The sequence below is a fragment of the Pseudomonas fluorescens genome (assembly GCF_041354075.1).
GTDB classification, from domain to species: Bacteria; Pseudomonadota; Gammaproteobacteria; order Pseudomonadales; family Pseudomonadaceae; genus Aquipseudomonas; species Aquipseudomonas fluorescens_CE.
The window spans coordinates 13,088-28,813 of the sequence record NZ_JARZGC010000025.1 but is presented as its reverse complement, the minus strand read 5'-3'; the positions used below and the strand labels follow the sequence as shown (position 1 = coordinate 28,813).

Genomic DNA, 15,726 nt, shown 5'->3' with positions numbered 1-15,726 from the left:
GCGCCCTTGGGCGCGCGCGATTAACAGCAATTGCTTGAAGCGTTATCAGTGCACGTCTTTCCAGTATTCGCGCTTGAGCAGGTAAGCGAATACGAAGAAGAACGCCAGGTACAGCAAGACATAGGTACCAATGCGCTGATGTTGCAGCTTAACCGGGTTAGCCGAGTAAGCGAGGAAGGTTACCAGATTCTTGACCTTCTCATCGAACTGCGCTTCGGTCAGCGCACCGCTTTTCGGCACGATGGTCAACTGATCGCACGCTTCATGCGTCAGCGCGGTACCGGTCAGCGGATCATATTGCTTCTTGCCGTCCTCGACGATCTGCACCTGTTTGCAACCCACGACCTGGCGACCTTGCAGGCCCACCAGCACGTTCGGCATGCCCACGTTCGGGAAGACCTTGTTGTTCACACCCCAAGGGCGCGCCGGGTCTTCATAGAACGACTTCAGGTAGCCATAGAGCCAGTCGGTACCACGAACACGAGCCACCAGGGTCAGGTCAGGAGGCGCAGCGCCGAACCAGGTCTTGGCGTCGGCCGGTTGCATGCCGATGCTCATGTGGTCGCCGATCTTGGCGCCCGTGAACACCAGGTTCGACAGCATCAGGTCATGGGGAATGCCCAGATCGTCGGCAACACGCTCATAGCGCTGGAACTTGGCGCTGTGGCAACCCATGCAGTAGTTGGCGAAGGTACGCGCGCCATCCTGCATGGCAGCCTTGTCGGAAACGTCGATATCGATCTTTTCCAGTTCAGGACCACCGTGTTCAGCCGCGAACGACAGGACAGGCAAAGCAGCAAGAATCAGTACAGCAAATAGCTTTTTCATCAGCCAGTCACCCTTTCCGGAACCGGTTTGGTCTTCTCGAGCCTGGTGTAGAACGGCATCAAAATGAAGTAGGCGAAGTACAGGAAGGTGCAGACCTGCGACAGCAACGTACGACCCGGCGTTGGCGCCAATACGCCCAACACACCCAGGATCACGAACGAAATGCAGAACACCCAGAGCCAGATTTTGCTCAGCCAGCCCTTGTAGCGCATCGACTTGACCGGACTACGGTCCAGCCACGGCAGGACGAACAGCACGGCGATGGCCGCGCCCATGGCGATAACGCCCAGCAGCTTGTCCGGAACCGCGCGCAAGATCGCGTAGAACGGCGTGAAGTACCAGACCGGAGCGATGTGCTCGGGGGTCTTGAACGCGTTCGCCACTTCGAAGTTCGGTTTCTCGAGGAAATAACCGCCCATTTCAGGGAAGAAGAACACGATCGAGCAGAACACGAACAGGAACACCACCACGCCGACGATGTCTTTCACGGTGTAGTACGGGTGGAACGGAATGCCGTCCAGCGGTACGCCGTTTTCGTCCTTGTGTTTCTTGATGTCCACGCCGTCCGGGTTGTTCGAGCCAACCTCGTGCAGCGCCAGGATGTGCAGCACCACCAGACCGAGAATCACGATCGGCAGGGCGACTACGTGCAAGGCGAAGAAGCGGTTCAGGGTGATACCGGAAATCAGGTAGTCACCACGGATCCACTGGGTCAGGTCGTCGCCGATGACCGGAATCGCACCGAACAGCGAAATGATCACCTGGGCACCCCAGTAGGACATCTGGCCCCAGGGCAGCAGGTAACCCATGAAGGCTTCCGCCATCAGCGCCAGGTAGATCAGCATGCCGAAGACCCACACCAGCTCACGGGGTTTCTGGTACGAACCGTAGAGCAGGCCACGGAACATGTGCAGGTAAACCACGATGAAGAACGCCGAAGCGCCGGTGGAGTGCAGCAGACGCAGGATCGAGCCGTACTCGACGTCGCGCATGATGTATTCGACAGAGGCGAAGGCCTCTTCCGCCGAAGGGGTGTAGCTCATGGTCAGCCATACACCGGTAACGATCTGGTTGACCAGTACGAGCAGTGCCAGGGAACCAAAGAAGTAGAAGAAGTTGAAGTTCTTCGGGGCGTAGTACTTGCTGAGATGGTCTTCCCACATTTTGGTCGCGGGAAAGCGCGCATCAACCCAATCCATGAACTTGCTCATCACGCTTTCTCCGTATCGACGCCAACGACAATGATCTCGTCGGACTCATAGGAATGCGGGGGAACCGGCAGGTTCAAAGGCGCAGGTTGCGACTTGTAGACACGGCCAGCCAAATCGTAGTGGGAGCCGTGGCAAGGGCAGAAATAACCCCCCACCCAGTCTTTGCCCAGATCCGCAGGCGCCACTTCCGGACGGAAGGTTGGCGAGCAACCCAGGTGCGTGCAGATGCCGATCAGCAGCAGAATCTCGGGCTTGATCGAACGCACTTCCGGATCGACATAGGTTGGTTGAACAGAGTTCTTGGAGGTCGGGTCAGACAGCTGGCCCTCGATCTTCTTCAGATTCCCCAGGATTTCCTCGGTACGGCGGACGATGAATACCGGCTGACCGCGCCACTCAGCAACCATCTGCTGGCCTGGCTCGATTTTGCTGACATTCACTTTCACCGGTGCACCTGCGGCTTTCGCCTTGGCACTGGGAAACCATGACCCCACGAACGGGACCGCAGCCCCCACCGCTCCTGCAGCACCCACCACGGATGTGGCTGCTACCAAGAAGCGACGCCGGCCTGCATTCACGCCGTCATTGCTCATTCAGTCCTCTCCCATCAGCTTTGTGGCCTGTTAAATCAGGCATCTACTAAATAAATCTATGTACTTATAAAAATTTTGCCGAATGGTAATGAAAAGCCCCAATCCTGACAAGGTAATTACCGAAGGGCTCCACTGCCAAGCCTTGCAGTATAGGGGCTCTACGGATGTGGCACGTTGTCACAGAGCAATTCTTTGAGAAATCGCGCGCATAAAAAAACGCCCAGCTCCGTGAGGGGCTGGGCGTTCTTTTTGAACGAGAAAGCGAATTAACGCTTCGAGTACTGCGGACGCTTACGCGCTTTACGCAGACCGACTTTCTTACGTTCAACTTCACGGGCGTCGCGAGTAACGAAGCCAGCTTTGCGCAGAGCGCTACGCAGGGTTTCGTCGTAGTCCATCAGCGCGCGAGTGATGCCGTGGCGGATTGCGCCAGCTTGACCACTTACACCACCGCCGATCACGGTGACGTAGATGTCGAACTTCTCGACAGTCTCGGTCAGTTCCAGCGGCTGACGAACTACCATGCGGGCAGTTTCGCGACCGAAGAAATTATCCAGCGAACGGTTGTTGATGGAGATGTTACCAGTGCCCGGACGCAGGAAAACGCGTGCGGTTGCGGTCTTGCGACGGCCAGTGCCGTAATTTTGAGTCGCCGACATAATGAACTATTCCGTTAAATCTTCAGTTCTTGGGGCTGCTGAGCAGTATGAGGGTGTGCAGCGCCCGCATAGACTTTCAGCTTACGGTACATGTCGCGACCCAGCGGGTTCTTAGGCAGCATGCCTTTGACCGCGGTCTCGATCACGCGCTCAGGGGCCTTGGCGATCAGCTTTTCAAAGTTGATCGACTTGATGCCGCCCGGGAAACCGGAGTGGGAGTAGTACATTTTGTCAGTGGTTTTAGCACCGGTCACACGGATCTGCTCGGCGTTGATAACGACGATGTAGTCGCCGGTGTCAACGTGAGGAGTGTACTCAGGCTTGTGCTTGCCACGCAGACGGCTCGCGATTTCGGTGGCCAGACGACCCAGGGTCTGACCAGCAGCGTCGACGACAAACCAGTCGCGCTTTACTGTTTCCGGTTTAGCAGTAAAAGTTTTCATTCTTTATAGCCTCAGGGGCCGCCCTGTAAATTAGACGGCGGATCTTACTGAATAGTGCGTACTTTGACAAGTCAAAGGCAGCCGGATACAGACGCTTTCGGGGGCTCGGGTCGGCGCGTCCGTTCAACGGCAAGATTCTTCGGCGGCGGCGCATCACTTCCACTGCAGAAAGAGGTGCGCAATTATGCAGATTGCGAAAAATAATTCAACCTGCTTTTATGATTGTTTTGCCCAAGGAGCACCTGATGGACTATCGCCAGCTAGGCCGTACCGATCTGAACGTGAGCGCCCTCTGCCTCGGCACCATGACCTGGGGCGAGCAAAACAGCGAAGCCGAAGCCTTTGCCCAGATCGAACGCGCCAAGAGCGCCGGGATCAATTTCATCGACACTGCCGAAATGTATCCGGTGCCGCCCAAGGCCGAGACCTACGCGACCACCGAGCGCTACATCGGCAACTACTTCAAGAGCCGTGGTGATCGCGCTGACTGGATCCTGGCCAGCAAGATCGCCGGCCCGGGCAACGGCATCGACTACATCCGCGACAACCACCTGCGACACAACCGCCAGCACATCACCGAAGCCGTGGACGCCAGCCTCGAGCGTCTGCAGACCGACTACATCGACCTCTATCAGTTGCACTGGCCGGAACGCAGCACCAACTTCTTCGGCCAGCTCGGCTACAAGCACAGGATCGAAGCCAACCTGACGCCACTGGAGGACACCCTCGAAGCGCTGGACGAACAGGTCAAGGCCGGCAAGATCCGCCACATCGGCCTGTCCAACGAAACGCCATGGGGCACCATGCGCTTCCTCGCCCTGGCCGAAGCCCGGGGCTGGCCGCGCGCCGTGTCGATCCAGAACCCGTACAACCTGCTCAACCGCAGCTTCGAAGTCGGCCTGGCGGAAATCGCCATCCGCGAACAGTGCGGCCTGCTCGCCTATTCGCCGCTGGCGTTTGGCTTCCTGTCGGGCAAGTACGAAGGGGGCGCCCGTCCGCCGAAAGGTCGCCTGAGCCTCTACAGCCGCTTCAGCCGCTATTTCAATCCGCAGTCCGAAGCGGCGTGCAGCCGTTACGTGGCACTGGCCCGTGAACACGGCCTGGACCCGGCGCAAATGGCCCTGGCCTTCGTGACCCAGCAACCGTTCGTGACCAGCAACATCATCGGCGCAACGACCCTGGAGCAACTGGACAGCAACATTGCCAGTTTCGACCTGAAGCTGTCGGATGAAGTCCTGGCGGGGATCGAGGCGATTCACAAGGATCACCCGAACCCGGCGCCTTGATTCAACCCTGAATCCATTTGCCTTCAGGCTCGCTCCCACCGGCCAACCACTGGCCTGGTGGGAGCGACCTGTCATTTGCCTGCCGATCAAAGCGCCCGCGCAATGATCTCCTTCATGATTTCATTGGTGCCGGCATAAATGCGCTGCACCCGCGCATCGGCCCAGGCCCGGGCGATCGGGTATTCCCACATGAAGCCGTAGCCGCCGTGCAACTGCACGCATTCGTCGAGCACCTTGCATTGCAGGTCGGTTCCCCAGTACTTGGCCATCGCTGCAGTCGGCACGTCGAGCTTGCCCTGCAAGTGCAGCTCCAGGCAGCGATCGACGAAGACCCGGCCGATCTGGATTTCGGTGGCCATCTCCGCCAGCTTGAAGCGGGTGTTCTGGAAATCGGCAATCGACTTGCCGAACGCCTTGCGCTCACGGGTGTAGTCCAGCGTCCATTGCAAAGCCGCCTCGGCCGAGGCCAGGCCGCCGATCGCCACAGTCAGGCGCTCCTGGGGCAACTCCTGCATCAGATAGGCAAAGCCCATTCCGGCCTGCCCCAAAAGGTTTTCCTTGGGCACGCGCACGTCCTGGAAGAACAGCTCCGAGGTGTCCTGCGCCTTCATCCCGACTTTTTCCAGGCGCTTGCCCTTGGCGAAACCCGGGGTGTCGGCCTCGACCAGGAACAGGCTGGTGCCCTTCGCGCCCGCCTTCGGGTCGGTCTTGGCCACGACTATCACCAGGTCCGCCAGGTAGCCGTTGGTGATGAACGTCTTCGAGCCGTTGATCACGTATTCATCGCCATCGAGCATGGCGGTGGTCTTGACCCCTTGCAGGTCAGACCCGGCGCCCGGCTCGGTCATGGCAATCGCGGTGACCATTTCACCGGACACCAGCTTGGGCAGGTATTTGTGTTTCAGCGCCTCACTGCCGTAATGCAGGATGTAGGGCGCGACGATGTCCGAATGCAGGGAGAAACCGATGCCGGTCAGGCCGAGGCGCCCCACCTCCTCGATCACCACCGCGCTGTAGAGAAAGTCCGCGCCCAGCCCTCCGTAGGCTTCCGGCAGGTGCGAACAGAGCATGCCCGCCTCCCCCGCCTTGTTCCAGAGCTGGCGGTCGATATGGCCTTGTTTTTCCCATTGCGCGTGGAACGGCACGGCCTCTTTTTCGAGGAAGGTGCGCACGCTGTCGCGAAAAAGTTCGTGGTCGGGACTGAACAAGGTTCTGGGGATCATGCGGCACCTGGCGTTGTTGTTAGAGGGTTGTCGTTCAGAGACTAAGGTGCGCAATCGATACAGGACACTGGACACATCCGACAAAAAATAAGACGATCCAGCCGTCTGGTGACCACTTTCCCCTATAAGAATAAAGTTGAATTATGTCTAACCAAGCCTCCACGCCCTTGCGGCGCGTCAGCATCCTGGCCATCGACCGGGTTTTCGCTTCCACCCTCATGCAGGCCAAGGATTTCTTCCACCTGGCCAGCCTGCGCTACGGCAAACAACTGGGCCTGGGCCTGACACCGGCGTTCGAAACGCGCCTGGTCAGCCCCGACGGCAAACCGGTCAACAGTTTCAGCGATGTGATCCTGCCGGTGGACGGCGGCCTGGAAGATGCCGAGGTGATCATCCTCCCGGCGTTCTGGGACGATTTCGAAACCCTGTGCCAGCGTTATCCCCAGGTGCTGCCATGGCTGCGCCAGCAGCATGCGCGCGGCGCGGTACTCTGCGGCGAAGCCACCGGGGTGTTCTGGCTGGCCGAAGCGGGGTTGCTCAATGGCAAGGAAGCGACCACCTACTGGCGCTTTTTCAATGCCTTCGCCGAGCGCTTCCCCCGGGTCCATCTCAACCAGGACAAACACCTGACCGACGCCGACAACCTGTATTGCGCTGGCGGCACCACGTCGGCCTGCGACCTCTACATCTACCTGATCGAGCGCTTCTGCGGCGCCAATGTCGCCCAGGCCGTGGCCCGCGACATCCTCTATGAGGTGCAGCGCAGCTATGCGCCGGGGCGTATCGGTTTCGGCGGGCAGAAGCTGCATCAGGACGTGATCATCCTGCAGATCCAGCACTGGCTGGAAGAGCATTTCGCCGACAAGTTCCGCTTCGAAGACGTCGCGCGCGAGCACGGCATGAGCATCCGCAACTTCATGCGCCGCTTCCAGACGGCCACGGGCGACAAGCCGCTGCACTACCTGCAACGGCTGCGCATCGAAACCGCCAAGGGCCTGTTGTCCGGCAGTCGCAAAAGCATCAAGACCATCAGCTATGAAGTGGGTTACGACGACGCGAGTTTCTTCGCCCGGTTGTTCCGCCAGCACACCGAGCTGTCACCCAACCAGTACCGCCAGCAGTTCCAGCAGGCCGCCTGAACCAACGGGGGCCGTTTACCCTTTTTCCCACCAGAAAAAGGGAATGCGGAGCGACACGGCCTCCGACCTGGCTCACAGACACGCCCCTCTGAAAGCACGAAGATCTTCCGGGTGTTCACCCCATGGAAGATCGACTGTGACGATTGGATCAAGCTACGAATACCCCGCTTCCGTCAGCCCGGATGCCCCACGCACCAAGCGCTCGACCGCCGGCAAATGGGCCGGCCGCTTTCCCAACCCGCCAGACCTGTGTTTCGACTACCGGGCACTGGTCGAACAGAAAAACGGCATCGCCAGCTCCACCGCCCCGCAACATCGCATCGGCATCATCGGCGCCGGCATCACGGGCCTCACCGCCGCCCGGGAACTCTACCGCGCAGGCTTCACGCGGATTTCGCTGATCGAGCAAGCCAGGCGCATCGGCGGCAGGCACCGCACCGTTCCCGGAAGCGGTGATCTCTCGCAACACGATACCCCCTTCGAAATGGGCGCGATGCGCATGCCCTTCTTCAATCGGGCCGGCGAGCCACCCTCCGAAGGCCGGTCACTGATGGCTTACTACGCCAGCACTTTCGACCTGGTGTGTTCTGACTTCGCCAACCCCGGCAGCCCGGCCGTACGTTCGACGGGCATCTACCTGCGAGAAGGCAGCATGGGCGACGACCCGGCGCCCCAGATGTTGATCTGGAACAACGCCGACGGCCTAACCCCGCCGCCCGGCGAGGCGCTGCAAAGGGTCCACGGCAAATGGAAAGCCTTCGCCGACCGCATGACGCGTCACGTTGCCCAGGTGTATGCCAGCCCCGAATGGGAAGCGATGTGGGCCGCCATTGTCGAGCGATACGAGGGGGTTTCGTTTCGTGACCTGGTCAGCCAGCCCGCACTGAAGGCCTGGGATCCGCAAGCACCGGGAGATTTTGGCGGAATGGGCATGTCCGCCGAGGAGTCGGCGATTTTCTACGCCATCGGCATCGGCGACGGCAGTTGGGGCGCCTTCTACGACGTGTGCTGCCTTTACCCCCTGCGCACCGCCATCTTCGGCTTCAGCAGTGGCCTGCAACTGATCCATGGCCGGGTGAATGCGCAGGGTAATCCCCTCGAAGCGCCCTACCTCGACGGGGAGCCCGCGCTTGACTCCCGGGGTCAGGCCTTTGCACGCCCGCGCTACGTCGGGCTTGCCGCGCTCAGTGAATGCCTGATGTTCATGAAGATCGCCGAGACCGGCAAGTCCGTCCATGAGCACAGCCTGGAACAGGCCAACGGCCTGCTGACCGACTGCTCCGTGACCCGGCTCAGGAAACTGGCGAACGGGGCCATTCGCGTTTACTACACCCTGCCGCACAGCCAGCCCGAGCAGGCCTGGCAACAATTCGAGGACTTCGATTCGGTGATCATGACGCTGCCCTCCTGGTTGATCGAAACCCGCATCAAACTCGAAGGCTTCACCGCGCAGATGCTGCCGTTCGAAACCATCAACGCCTACAAGACCGCGCACTGGGAAACCAGCTGCAAAGTCTTTGCACCGCTGAAGAAAACCTTTCTGTCGAAACAGACCAACATCCCCCAGGCCATTGTCACCGACAGCTTCATCCATGACGTCTACACCTACCGCTACAACGAGCATTACCGCAACGACTGCATCCTGTTGAGTTACACCTGGGAGGACGATGCCACCAAGCTCGCGGCCTTCGGTGACAAGGAACTGGTGACCCGCTGCGCCAACGAACTGGATCGCATCCTGATGAACGCCAGCAACATCCAGGAAAAAATATCGCCCTACATCGACCTGGAAGGGGCGGTGGTGCAACGCTGGATGACCGACCAGAACGCCCTGGGGTGCGCCAAGCTGTACCGCCCCGGCGCCTATTACGACGCCGTGCGGCTGATGAAGCACAACCGCGATGTCGGCCACGTGGGCGGCCTGTATTTTTCCGGTGAGTCGTTTTCCGTCGACGCCGGCTGGACCGAGCCCTGCTTTCGCGGGGCAGTGGATGCCGTCATCAACCTCTGCAACAGAACCGGCGCGACGTTCAACGGCGGTTTTTCCATGAGTGACTACCCGCACTACCAACTCAAGGCCTGAAAGCCTCGCGCCAGAGCCCTGCACCCGGTGCAGCGGCTCTGCCCTGCGCCCCTGTCGACGACACCGATCAACCTCCTCAATGCATTTTCGGATAAAGCCTACAACCTCCCCGGAATCGGCTGACTTACCTTCCTTTGCCGTTTCAACACCTAATGAACCCGCAGTTAAACAACTCGAATAACAATAAAAAGAGGTCATTGAAATGAGCGAGCCATCCAGCCCTGTTCGTGTCGCAGTAGTGCAATTCGATCCACAAGTCGGCGTCGAGAATCGTGAAGACAATCTGATGCGCAGCCTGCAACTGGCCGAGGAAGCGGTCAGCGGCGGCGCCAATCTCATCGTCCTGCCCGAGCTGACCAACACGGGTTACTTCTTCAACAACCGGCAGGATGCGTTCGCGCATTCCGAAGGCGTGCCCGACGGGCCCAGCGTGCGGCTGTGGATCGACTTCGCCCGCCGGCACCGGATTTACCTGGTGGCCGGCTTGACCGAACGCGATGGCGTGCGGCTGTTCAACACCGGGGTACTGGTCGGGCCCGACGGCTTCATCGGCAAGTACCGCAAAGCCCATTTGTGGAACCTGGAAAAACTCTGGTTCACCCCGGGTGACCTGGGATTTCCGGTCTTCGATACGCCGATCGGCCGGATCGGCCTGTTGATCTGCTGGGACATCTGGTTTCCGGAAGTGCCACGCATCCTCAGCCAACAGGGCGCCGACATCATCTGCAGCCTGAACAACTGGGTCTGGACGCCACCCCCGCTATTCGATGAGGCCGGCAAATGCATGGCCTCGTACCTGACGATGACGGCGGCGCACGTAAACAACGTGTTTATTGCCGCGGCCAGCCGGATCGGCGAAGAGCGAGGTGCGCGATATCTGGGGTGTTCCCTGATTGCCGGGACCAACGGCTGGCCGATCGGTGCGGTGGCTTCGGCGGACCAACAGGAAATCCTGTTGGCCGACATCGACCTGACCAGTGCCCGCAGCGCCCCCATCTGGAACAGCCTGAACGATCTGCACCGTGATCGCCGGGGTGACCTCTACGATCAGATGCTCGGTTACCGCCAGCACCCCTGCCTGCCGCGCTGAAGGGAGACCCGACTCATGCTTTCGACTACCGAGAACAACCGCCTGGGCCAACGATCGCCATTCGACACGGCGGTCATCCTGCTGATCATCGGCGCCGCCGTGCTGGTGATCTGGCTGTCACTCACTCAACGTGCGCACTGGTCGGCGCATTGGCCGGGTTACACCGACCTGCTGACGGCCCTCCCCCACCCCAGTGCCTGGCTGCGCTGGGTGCTCGGCGACATCAGCGAGGTGGCCTTCTACAAACACGAGTTCGCCTCCATCGGCCTGCTGGCCGGTGCCTACCTGGCGTACTGGGCGAACCGCACGCGCCGACGCTGGCAGGGTTTCGCCATCTGCTACGGCAGCGGTCTGTGGCCGTGGCTGGTCACCAGCTCGCTGCTGGGGCTGCTGCTGAGCAACCTGCTGTGGGGCTGGACGGTGACGGCCAGCAGTTGGCAGCCGACGTTCGTCGCCTTCGTGTCACTGCCGGCGGCAATGGTGCTGATGTTCGGTGGTGGCTGGAAGGTCACGATCAGCGGCGCCGTCATGGGCGCCGTACTGGTCACGCCGATGTGCCTGCTGATGGTCAATTACCTGTGCAATCCGCTGGGGTTGCCCGTGGTGATTGGCAATGTCTCGGGCATGGCGGTGGCCAGCGTTCTGGCTTTCCTGCTCTGTCGCCATGTGCCCGGCCTGGTGAAATCGGCGCAACCGGCCGAGCCGCCTGCCGAGACCGCTGCCGCCGACACGCCCGATTACGGTGTGGTCTGGAGCCTGCGCCGGGTCCTCGCCGACTTCTCGGAAGCGCCGTTCTACGGCAACGAATGGGCAAGCCTGGGTCTGATTTTGGGGGCTCTGCTGGCGTTCACGCTGAACCCCGCCAGCCCGGTCTACGGCTCGCTGCTGTTGCCACAACTGATCGGCGCCCAGGCGCTGACATCGGCCCTGGGCATCATCATCTGGCGCCGGAACTGGATGGAGCATGGCTGGTACCCCACGTACATTCCACTGGTCTCGGTGGTGCCGGCGGCGCTGCTGACGTATGGCGGCAGTTGGCAGGTCGTCGTCATGAGCGCACTGTTAGGGGCGCTGATTGCACCGCCTCTGGCCTGCGAGATTGCCAGACGCCTGCCGGCGGACATGCACGGTTTCATCGGCAATGTCCTGTCCATGGCCATCAGTACGCTGCTGATCATTCCGTTTATCGGTTTTTTGATTACGCATTGAGCGGTCGGCATCTGTACTTGTAGGAGCGTGCTCGCTCCTACAGGGGTTGGTGTTGTCCCTTTGGGTGTGTGCTCAAAACAAAAAAAGGCCTGCAATGCAGGCCTTATTGTTTTGCGAATCTGCCTAGGGCTTGTGCGCCCGGGACAGGAATTCGTGGGATTGCATTTCCAGCAGGCGGCTGAGGGTGCGCTGGAACTCGAAGTTCAGACGACCGCCGGTGTAGAGGTCTTTCAGCTCGACTTCCGCCGAGATGATCAGCTTGACGTTACGGTCGTAGAATTCGTCGACCATGTTGATGAAGCGTCGCGCGATGTCGTCGGTGGTGACGCTCATCTGCTCGACGCCGCTGAGCAGCACGGCGTGGAAGATCTTGCCCAACTCGATGTAGTCGTTCTGGCTGCGCGGGCCGTCGCACAGCTCGCGGAAGTCGAACCAGGCCACGTCATCGCAGGTACGCAGGGCGCGGATCTCGCGGTTCTCGATGATCAGCACATCGTTCTCGACCGCTGCCGTGCATTCCGGCGTCAGGGCGCGGAAGCTCTTGCGCAGGCTTTCCTGGGACGCCTCGTCCAGCGGGAAGTGGAACAGCTCCGCCTGTTCGAGGTGACGCAGACGATAATCGACGCCGCTGTCGACGTTGACAATCTCGGTGTTCTGCTTGATCAGCGCAATGGCCGGCAGGAAACGCGCACGTTGCAGGCCGTCCTTGTACAGGCCGTCCGGCACGATGTTCGAGGTGGCAACCAGGGTCACGCCGTTCCTGAACAGCTCTTCCATCAGCGTGCCGAGGATCATCGCGTCGGTGATGTCGGAAACGAAGAATTCATCGAAGCAGATCACCCGCGACTCGGCGGCAAAACGCTTGGCGATGATGGTCAGCGGGTTTTTCTCGCCGCCCAGGGTCTTCATTTCTTCGTGCACACGCTTCATGAAACGGTGGAAGTGCGTGCGGGTCTTTTCCTTGAACGGCAGCGCTTCAAAGAAGGTGTCGACCAGATAAGTCTTGCCGCGTCCGACGCCGCCCCAGAAGTACAGGCCCTTGACCGGGGTCTGATCCTTCTTGCCAAACAGTTTGCCCAGCAGGCCCGGCTTGTTCTGATCGGCCGCGATCAGATCGTCGTACAGGCGCTGCAAATGACGCACAGCCGTTTCCTGCGCGGCGTCATGGAAGAATTCCGGGCGTTTCAGATCAGCTTGGTATCGTTCTAGGGGCGTCATAATTCGTTAGCAAGGCAACAAAAACGGGCCGTCACTGTAGCGACGGCCCAGGGGAATGGCAATCAGCCCTTGGTCGGGCCGAGCCGTTGTTTATTCCTGAACCGGCGTCAGGGCGACCCGCAGGGCCTCGATCCCATGGTCGCGGGCAGCGACATCGGCGAAGGCCGGACTGTCGGCGACGCACTCGCCTTCCAGCCAGACGCTGAAGCTCAGCGCGTCACTGCGCACGTCCAGTGGTTGGCCCGCCTGCAACTGCTTGGTCACCTGGCCGGCCGTTTTGCCGTCGGCAAAGTGACGCGAGAGCAGCAGTTGCTCGCCATCGGCCGCCAGCAGACGGAAACGGAAACTGCCGTCGTCTTCACGGAAGCTGACAAAGCGTGCAGCCTTCGCGGCTTTCTTCTTGCTGGTCGCCGCGACTTGCGCCTGGGCCACGAACGAACGCAAGCCCACCGCTTCGCGCAGTTCATTGAGGAATGGCGTGGCAACGGAACGGGCCTTTTTCGCGCCGTGTTGCAGGATGTCTTCCAGGTCCGCCGGGCGCTCGATCAACTGGTGATAACGCTCGCGGGATTCGCCCAGCTCGCTGTCGAGCAACTGGAACAGGCGATTCTTCGCCTCGCCCCAACCCAGGCCCTGCAACAACTCGCTGCGGAATTCGTCGGCCTGTGCAGGTGTGGCAAACGCCTGGAACAGCGTAAACAGGTGCGAATTGTCCGGATCTTTCGCTTCACCCGGAGCCCGGGAGTCGGTAACGATCCGCGAAATCGCGTCTTTCATGTCCTTGGCGCTGCTGAACAACGGAATGGTGTTGTCGTAGCTCTTGGACATCTTGCGACCGTCGAGGCCTGGCAAGGTGGCCACGCTTTCTTCGATCAGCGCTTCGGGCAGGGTGAAGAACTCTTTGCCCTGGCCAAACAGGTGGTTGAAGCGCTGGCCGATATCACGGGCCATTTCCACGTGCTGGATCTGGTCACGACCGACCGGCACCTTGTGCGCGTTGAACATCAGGATGTCCGCGGCCATCAGCACCGGGTAGCTGTACAAGCCCATGGTGATGCCCGCATCCGGGTCCTCGCCGGTCTCGACGTTCTTGTCCACCGAAGCCTTGTAGGCGTGGGCGCGGTTGAGCAGGCCCTTGGCGGCCACGCAGGTCAGCAGCCAGGTCAGCTCGGGGATTTCGGGGATATCGGACTGACGATAGAAGGTCACGCGGTCCACATCCAGGCCACCGGCCAGCCAGGTTGCAGCGATTTCCAGACGCGAACGCTGAATGCGCAGCGGGTCATCACATTTGATCAGGGCGTGGTAGTCGGCCAGGAAATAGAACGAATCGGCGTTGCTGTCACGGCTGGCGACGATCGCCGGACGGATGGCGCCGGCGTAGTTGCCCAGGTGCGGCGTGCCGGTGGTGGTGATGCCGGTGAGGATACGGGTACGAGTCGTCATGGGTTATCGCTTGTCAGACTGCAATCAATTCGAAAGACGCGGCAGGATCAGATCCTTGAGATCGGTCAGCTTGCCATGAAAAAAGTGTCCGCATTCTGCCACTTTCAGCAGCTCATGGGGGCGCTGGAGTGCTGAAGACCAGTCGTAGACGGCTTGTGGGTCGATGACTTCGTCGGTTTCCGGCTGGATGAGCGTCAGTTCACCCTGTTGCGGCAACTGATCCTGTTCGCCCAGGCGCATGACCGCCGGTGCGACCATGAACAGGTGCTTGAGCGGCTCGCCGCCAGCTTCCAGCCGCCCGCCGAGGCTGGCGGCGACAAAACCGCCGAACGAGAAACCGAACAGGGTCAGCGGCAGATCCGGGTGCCGGGCCTTCAGCCATGCGGCGGCGGCTTGCGCATCGTCGACTTCGCCGGTGCCCATGTCATGGGTGCCTTCACTGGCACCGACGCCCCGGTAATTGAAACGCAAGGTAATCAAACCGGCATCGCGCGCGGTGCGCTGCAGGGTCGACACGACTTTGTTGAGCATGGTGCCGCCCTGCACCGGGTTCGGATGGCAGATCAGCGCCACGCCCCGAGGCGCCTCGGTCTCAAGGTAAAGGGCTTCCAGCTGACCCACCGGGCCATCAATCACTACAGGGGTTTCGCGCATAAGCAAGAAAGGAACTCCGTGACCTTGAATCGGGTCGACTCGTCTAGCAAATTGTCCGTGCCAGTGTATTGCGAGCGAATCGCGGTATACAGCGCAGGTTCGAGCCGTTAACGTAAAGCAAAGCCGTTTATAGAGGAAGGACTCGTGGAACACTCGCTCTTAGTTTGGTTGTTGCCGACTCTTGCCCTGGTCGTGGGTGTCGCCATTGGTTTCCTGATCGCTCGCCTGGTGCCGAATGCGGCCCCGAGCAGCACGCAACGTCAGCTCGATGACATTCAGGAACGTTTCGACAGTTATCAGAACGAGGTGGTCACTCACTTCAACAGCACCGCATCACTGGTCAAGAAACTGACCCAGAGCTACCAGGAAGTGCAGGATCATCTCGCCGAGGGTGCCAACCGCCTGGCCCTGGACGAGCAGACCCGCCAGCGCCTGCTCGCCGCGCTGCATTCCGAAGCCCCGGTGGTGGCGCCGCGCGATCGCCTGACGCCCCCGCGCTTCAATCAAGAGCCGCCGCGCGACTACGCGCCCAAGGCGCCGAACGCGCCGGGCATGCTCGATGAGCATTATGGCTTGAAGAAGTAAGCCGGCTTTACGCTGTAAAAAAGCCCCCGAACGGGTGATCGTTCGGGGGCTTTTTTGTG

General features: G+C 60.4%; 15 protein-coding genes. 6 read left to right on the top strand and 9 right to left on the bottom strand.

Annotated features, from left to right (window positions below):
- Positions 1–45: 45 nt before the first annotated feature.
- The 5 genes from QIW53_RS23775 to rplM all read right to left on the bottom strand — a co-directional run bounded on the left by QIW53_RS23775 (position 46) and on the right by rplM (position 3,734).
- Positions 46–828, bottom strand: coding sequence for a cytochrome c1 (locus QIW53_RS23775; protein WP_371052006.1), 783 nt, complete (start codon positions 826–828; stop codon positions 46–48).
- The gene (locus QIW53_RS23770; protein WP_192305083.1) at positions 828–2,039 is read right to left on the bottom strand and encodes a cytochrome b; all 1,212 of its coding nucleotides are present in this window, start codon (positions 2,037–2,039) and stop codon (positions 828–830) included. Before QIW53_RS23770 ends, QIW53_RS23775 begins: the two co-directional genes overlap by 1 nt.
- On the bottom strand, positions 2,039–2,632 hold the full coding sequence (petA, locus tag QIW53_RS23765) for a ubiquinol-cytochrome c reductase iron-sulfur subunit (protein ID WP_368555251.1): 594 nt from the start codon (positions 2,630–2,632) through the stop codon (positions 2,039–2,041). Before petA ends, QIW53_RS23770 begins: the two co-directional genes overlap by 1 nt.
- A 266-nt stretch (positions 2,633–2,898) precedes the next feature.
- Positions 2,899–3,291 (bottom strand): 30S ribosomal protein S9, encoded by a 393-nt coding sequence (rpsI, locus tag QIW53_RS23760; protein WP_003228056.1) that lies wholly within the window; start codon positions 3,289–3,291, stop codon positions 2,899–2,901.
- Positions 3,292–3,305: 14 nt separating this feature from the next.
- Complete coding sequence (gene rplM, locus QIW53_RS23755; protein ID WP_003228062.1) at positions 3,306–3,734, bottom strand: 50S ribosomal protein L13; 429 nt, start codon at positions 3,732–3,734, stop codon at positions 3,306–3,308.
- Positions 3,735–3,979: 245 nt separating this feature from the next.
- On the opposite strand from rplM, the gene QIW53_RS23750 reads away from it, so the two are divergent.
- Positions 3,980–5,020, top strand: a complete 1,041-nt coding sequence (locus QIW53_RS23750) for an NADP(H)-dependent aldo-keto reductase (RefSeq protein WP_371052005.1) — start codon at positions 3,980–3,982, stop codon at positions 5,018–5,020.
- Between the two features lie 86 nt (positions 5,021–5,106).
- Here QIW53_RS23750 and QIW53_RS23745 read toward each other — a convergent pair whose 3' ends face one another.
- The gene (locus tag QIW53_RS23745) at positions 5,107–6,243 is read right to left on the bottom strand and encodes an acyl-CoA dehydrogenase family protein (RefSeq protein WP_371052004.1); all 1,137 of its coding nucleotides are present in this window, start codon (positions 6,241–6,243) and stop codon (positions 5,107–5,109) included.
- A 242-nt stretch (positions 6,244–6,485) separates the two neighbouring features.
- Here QIW53_RS23745 and QIW53_RS23740 point away from each other — a divergent pair, with 242 nt between their 5' ends.
- The 4 genes from QIW53_RS23740 (at position 6,486) to QIW53_RS23725 (ending at position 11,764) form a co-directional block, all read left to right on the top strand.
- Positions 6,486–7,382 carry a GlxA family transcriptional regulator gene (locus tag QIW53_RS23740; RefSeq protein ID WP_371052049.1) on the top strand — a complete coding sequence of 299 codons (897 nt, stop codon included), beginning with the start codon at positions 6,486–6,488 and terminating at the stop codon, positions 7,380–7,382.
- Between the two features lie 136 nt (positions 7,383–7,518).
- A complete protein-coding gene (locus QIW53_RS23735) occupies positions 7,519–9,465 on the top strand; it encodes an FAD-dependent oxidoreductase (protein WP_371052003.1) in 1,947 nt (648 codons plus the stop codon).
- Between the two features lie 202 nt (positions 9,466–9,667).
- Positions 9,668–10,555 carry a nitrilase family protein gene (locus QIW53_RS23730; RefSeq protein WP_371052002.1) on the top strand — a complete coding sequence of 296 codons (888 nt, stop codon included), beginning with the start codon at positions 9,668–9,670 and terminating at the stop codon, positions 10,553–10,555.
- 15 nt (positions 10,556–10,570) lie between these two features.
- The gene (locus QIW53_RS23725) at positions 10,571–11,764 is read left to right on the top strand and encodes a hypothetical protein (RefSeq protein WP_371052001.1); all 1,194 of its coding nucleotides are present in this window, start codon (positions 10,571–10,573) and stop codon (positions 11,762–11,764) included.
- 123 nt (positions 11,765–11,887) lie between these two features.
- Here the strand turns inward: QIW53_RS23725 and zapE are convergent, their stop codons facing one another.
- The 3 genes from zapE to QIW53_RS23710 all read right to left on the bottom strand — a co-directional run bounded on the left by zapE (position 11,888) and on the right by QIW53_RS23710 (position 15,082).
- Entirely contained in the window at positions 11,888–12,982 is a 1,095-nt protein-coding gene (zapE, locus tag QIW53_RS23720; protein ID WP_371052000.1) for a cell division protein ZapE, read from the bottom strand.
- Between the two features lie 90 nt (positions 12,983–13,072).
- Positions 13,073–14,428, bottom strand: a complete 1,356-nt coding sequence (locus QIW53_RS23715) for a tryptophan--tRNA ligase (protein ID WP_371051999.1) — start codon at positions 14,426–14,428, stop codon at positions 13,073–13,075.
- Positions 14,429–14,452: 24 nt separating this feature from the next.
- Entirely contained in the window at positions 14,453–15,082 is a 630-nt protein-coding gene (locus QIW53_RS23710) for an alpha/beta hydrolase (RefSeq protein ID WP_371051998.1), read from the bottom strand.
- 144 nt (positions 15,083–15,226) lie between these two features.
- Between QIW53_RS23710 and QIW53_RS23705 the strand changes: the two genes are divergently transcribed.
- Entirely contained in the window at positions 15,227–15,667 is a 441-nt protein-coding gene (locus tag QIW53_RS23705) for a YhcB family protein (protein ID WP_371051997.1), read from the top strand.
- Positions 15,668–15,726 lie beyond the last annotated feature (59 nt).

Excerpts from the sequence above, each read along its gene's own strand:
- petA (WP_368555251.1), bottom strand. The coding sequence starts at position 2,632 with ATGAGCAATGACGGCGTGAATGCAGGCCGGCGTCGCTTCTTGGTAGCA.
- QIW53_RS23730 (WP_371052002.1), top strand. The coding sequence starts at position 9,668 with ATGAGCGAGCCATCCAGCCCTGTTCGTGTCGCAGTAGTGCAATTCGAT.
- rplM (WP_003228062.1), bottom strand. The coding sequence starts at position 3,734 with ATGAAAACTTTTACTGCTAAACCGGAAACAGTAAAGCGCGACTGGTTT.
- rpsI (WP_003228056.1), bottom strand. The coding sequence starts at position 3,291 with ATGTCGGCGACTCAAAATTACGGCACTGGCCGTCGCAAGACCGCAACC.
- QIW53_RS23715 (WP_371051999.1), bottom strand. The coding sequence starts at position 14,428 with ATGACGACTCGTACCCGTATCCTCACCGGCATCACCACCACCGGCACG.
- QIW53_RS23750 (WP_371052005.1), top strand. The coding sequence starts at position 3,980 with ATGGACTATCGCCAGCTAGGCCGTACCGATCTGAACGTGAGCGCCCTC.
- QIW53_RS23770 (WP_192305083.1), bottom strand. The coding sequence starts at position 2,039 with ATGAGCAAGTTCATGGATTGGGTTGATGCGCGCTTTCCCGCGACCAAA.
- QIW53_RS23710 (WP_371051998.1), bottom strand. The coding sequence starts at position 15,082 with ATGCGCGAAACCCCTGTAGTGATTGATGGCCCGGTGGGTCAGCTGGAA.
- QIW53_RS23745 (WP_371052004.1), bottom strand. The coding sequence starts at position 6,243 with ATGATCCCCAGAACCTTGTTCAGTCCCGACCACGAACTTTTTCGCGAC.
- zapE (WP_371052000.1), bottom strand. The coding sequence starts at position 12,982 with ATGACGCCCCTAGAACGATACCAAGCTGATCTGAAACGCCCGGAATTC.
- QIW53_RS23775 (WP_371052006.1), bottom strand. The coding sequence starts at position 828 with ATGAAAAAGCTATTTGCTGTACTGATTCTTGCTGCTTTGCCTGTCCTG.
- QIW53_RS23725 (WP_371052001.1), top strand. The coding sequence starts at position 10,571 with ATGCTTTCGACTACCGAGAACAACCGCCTGGGCCAACGATCGCCATTC.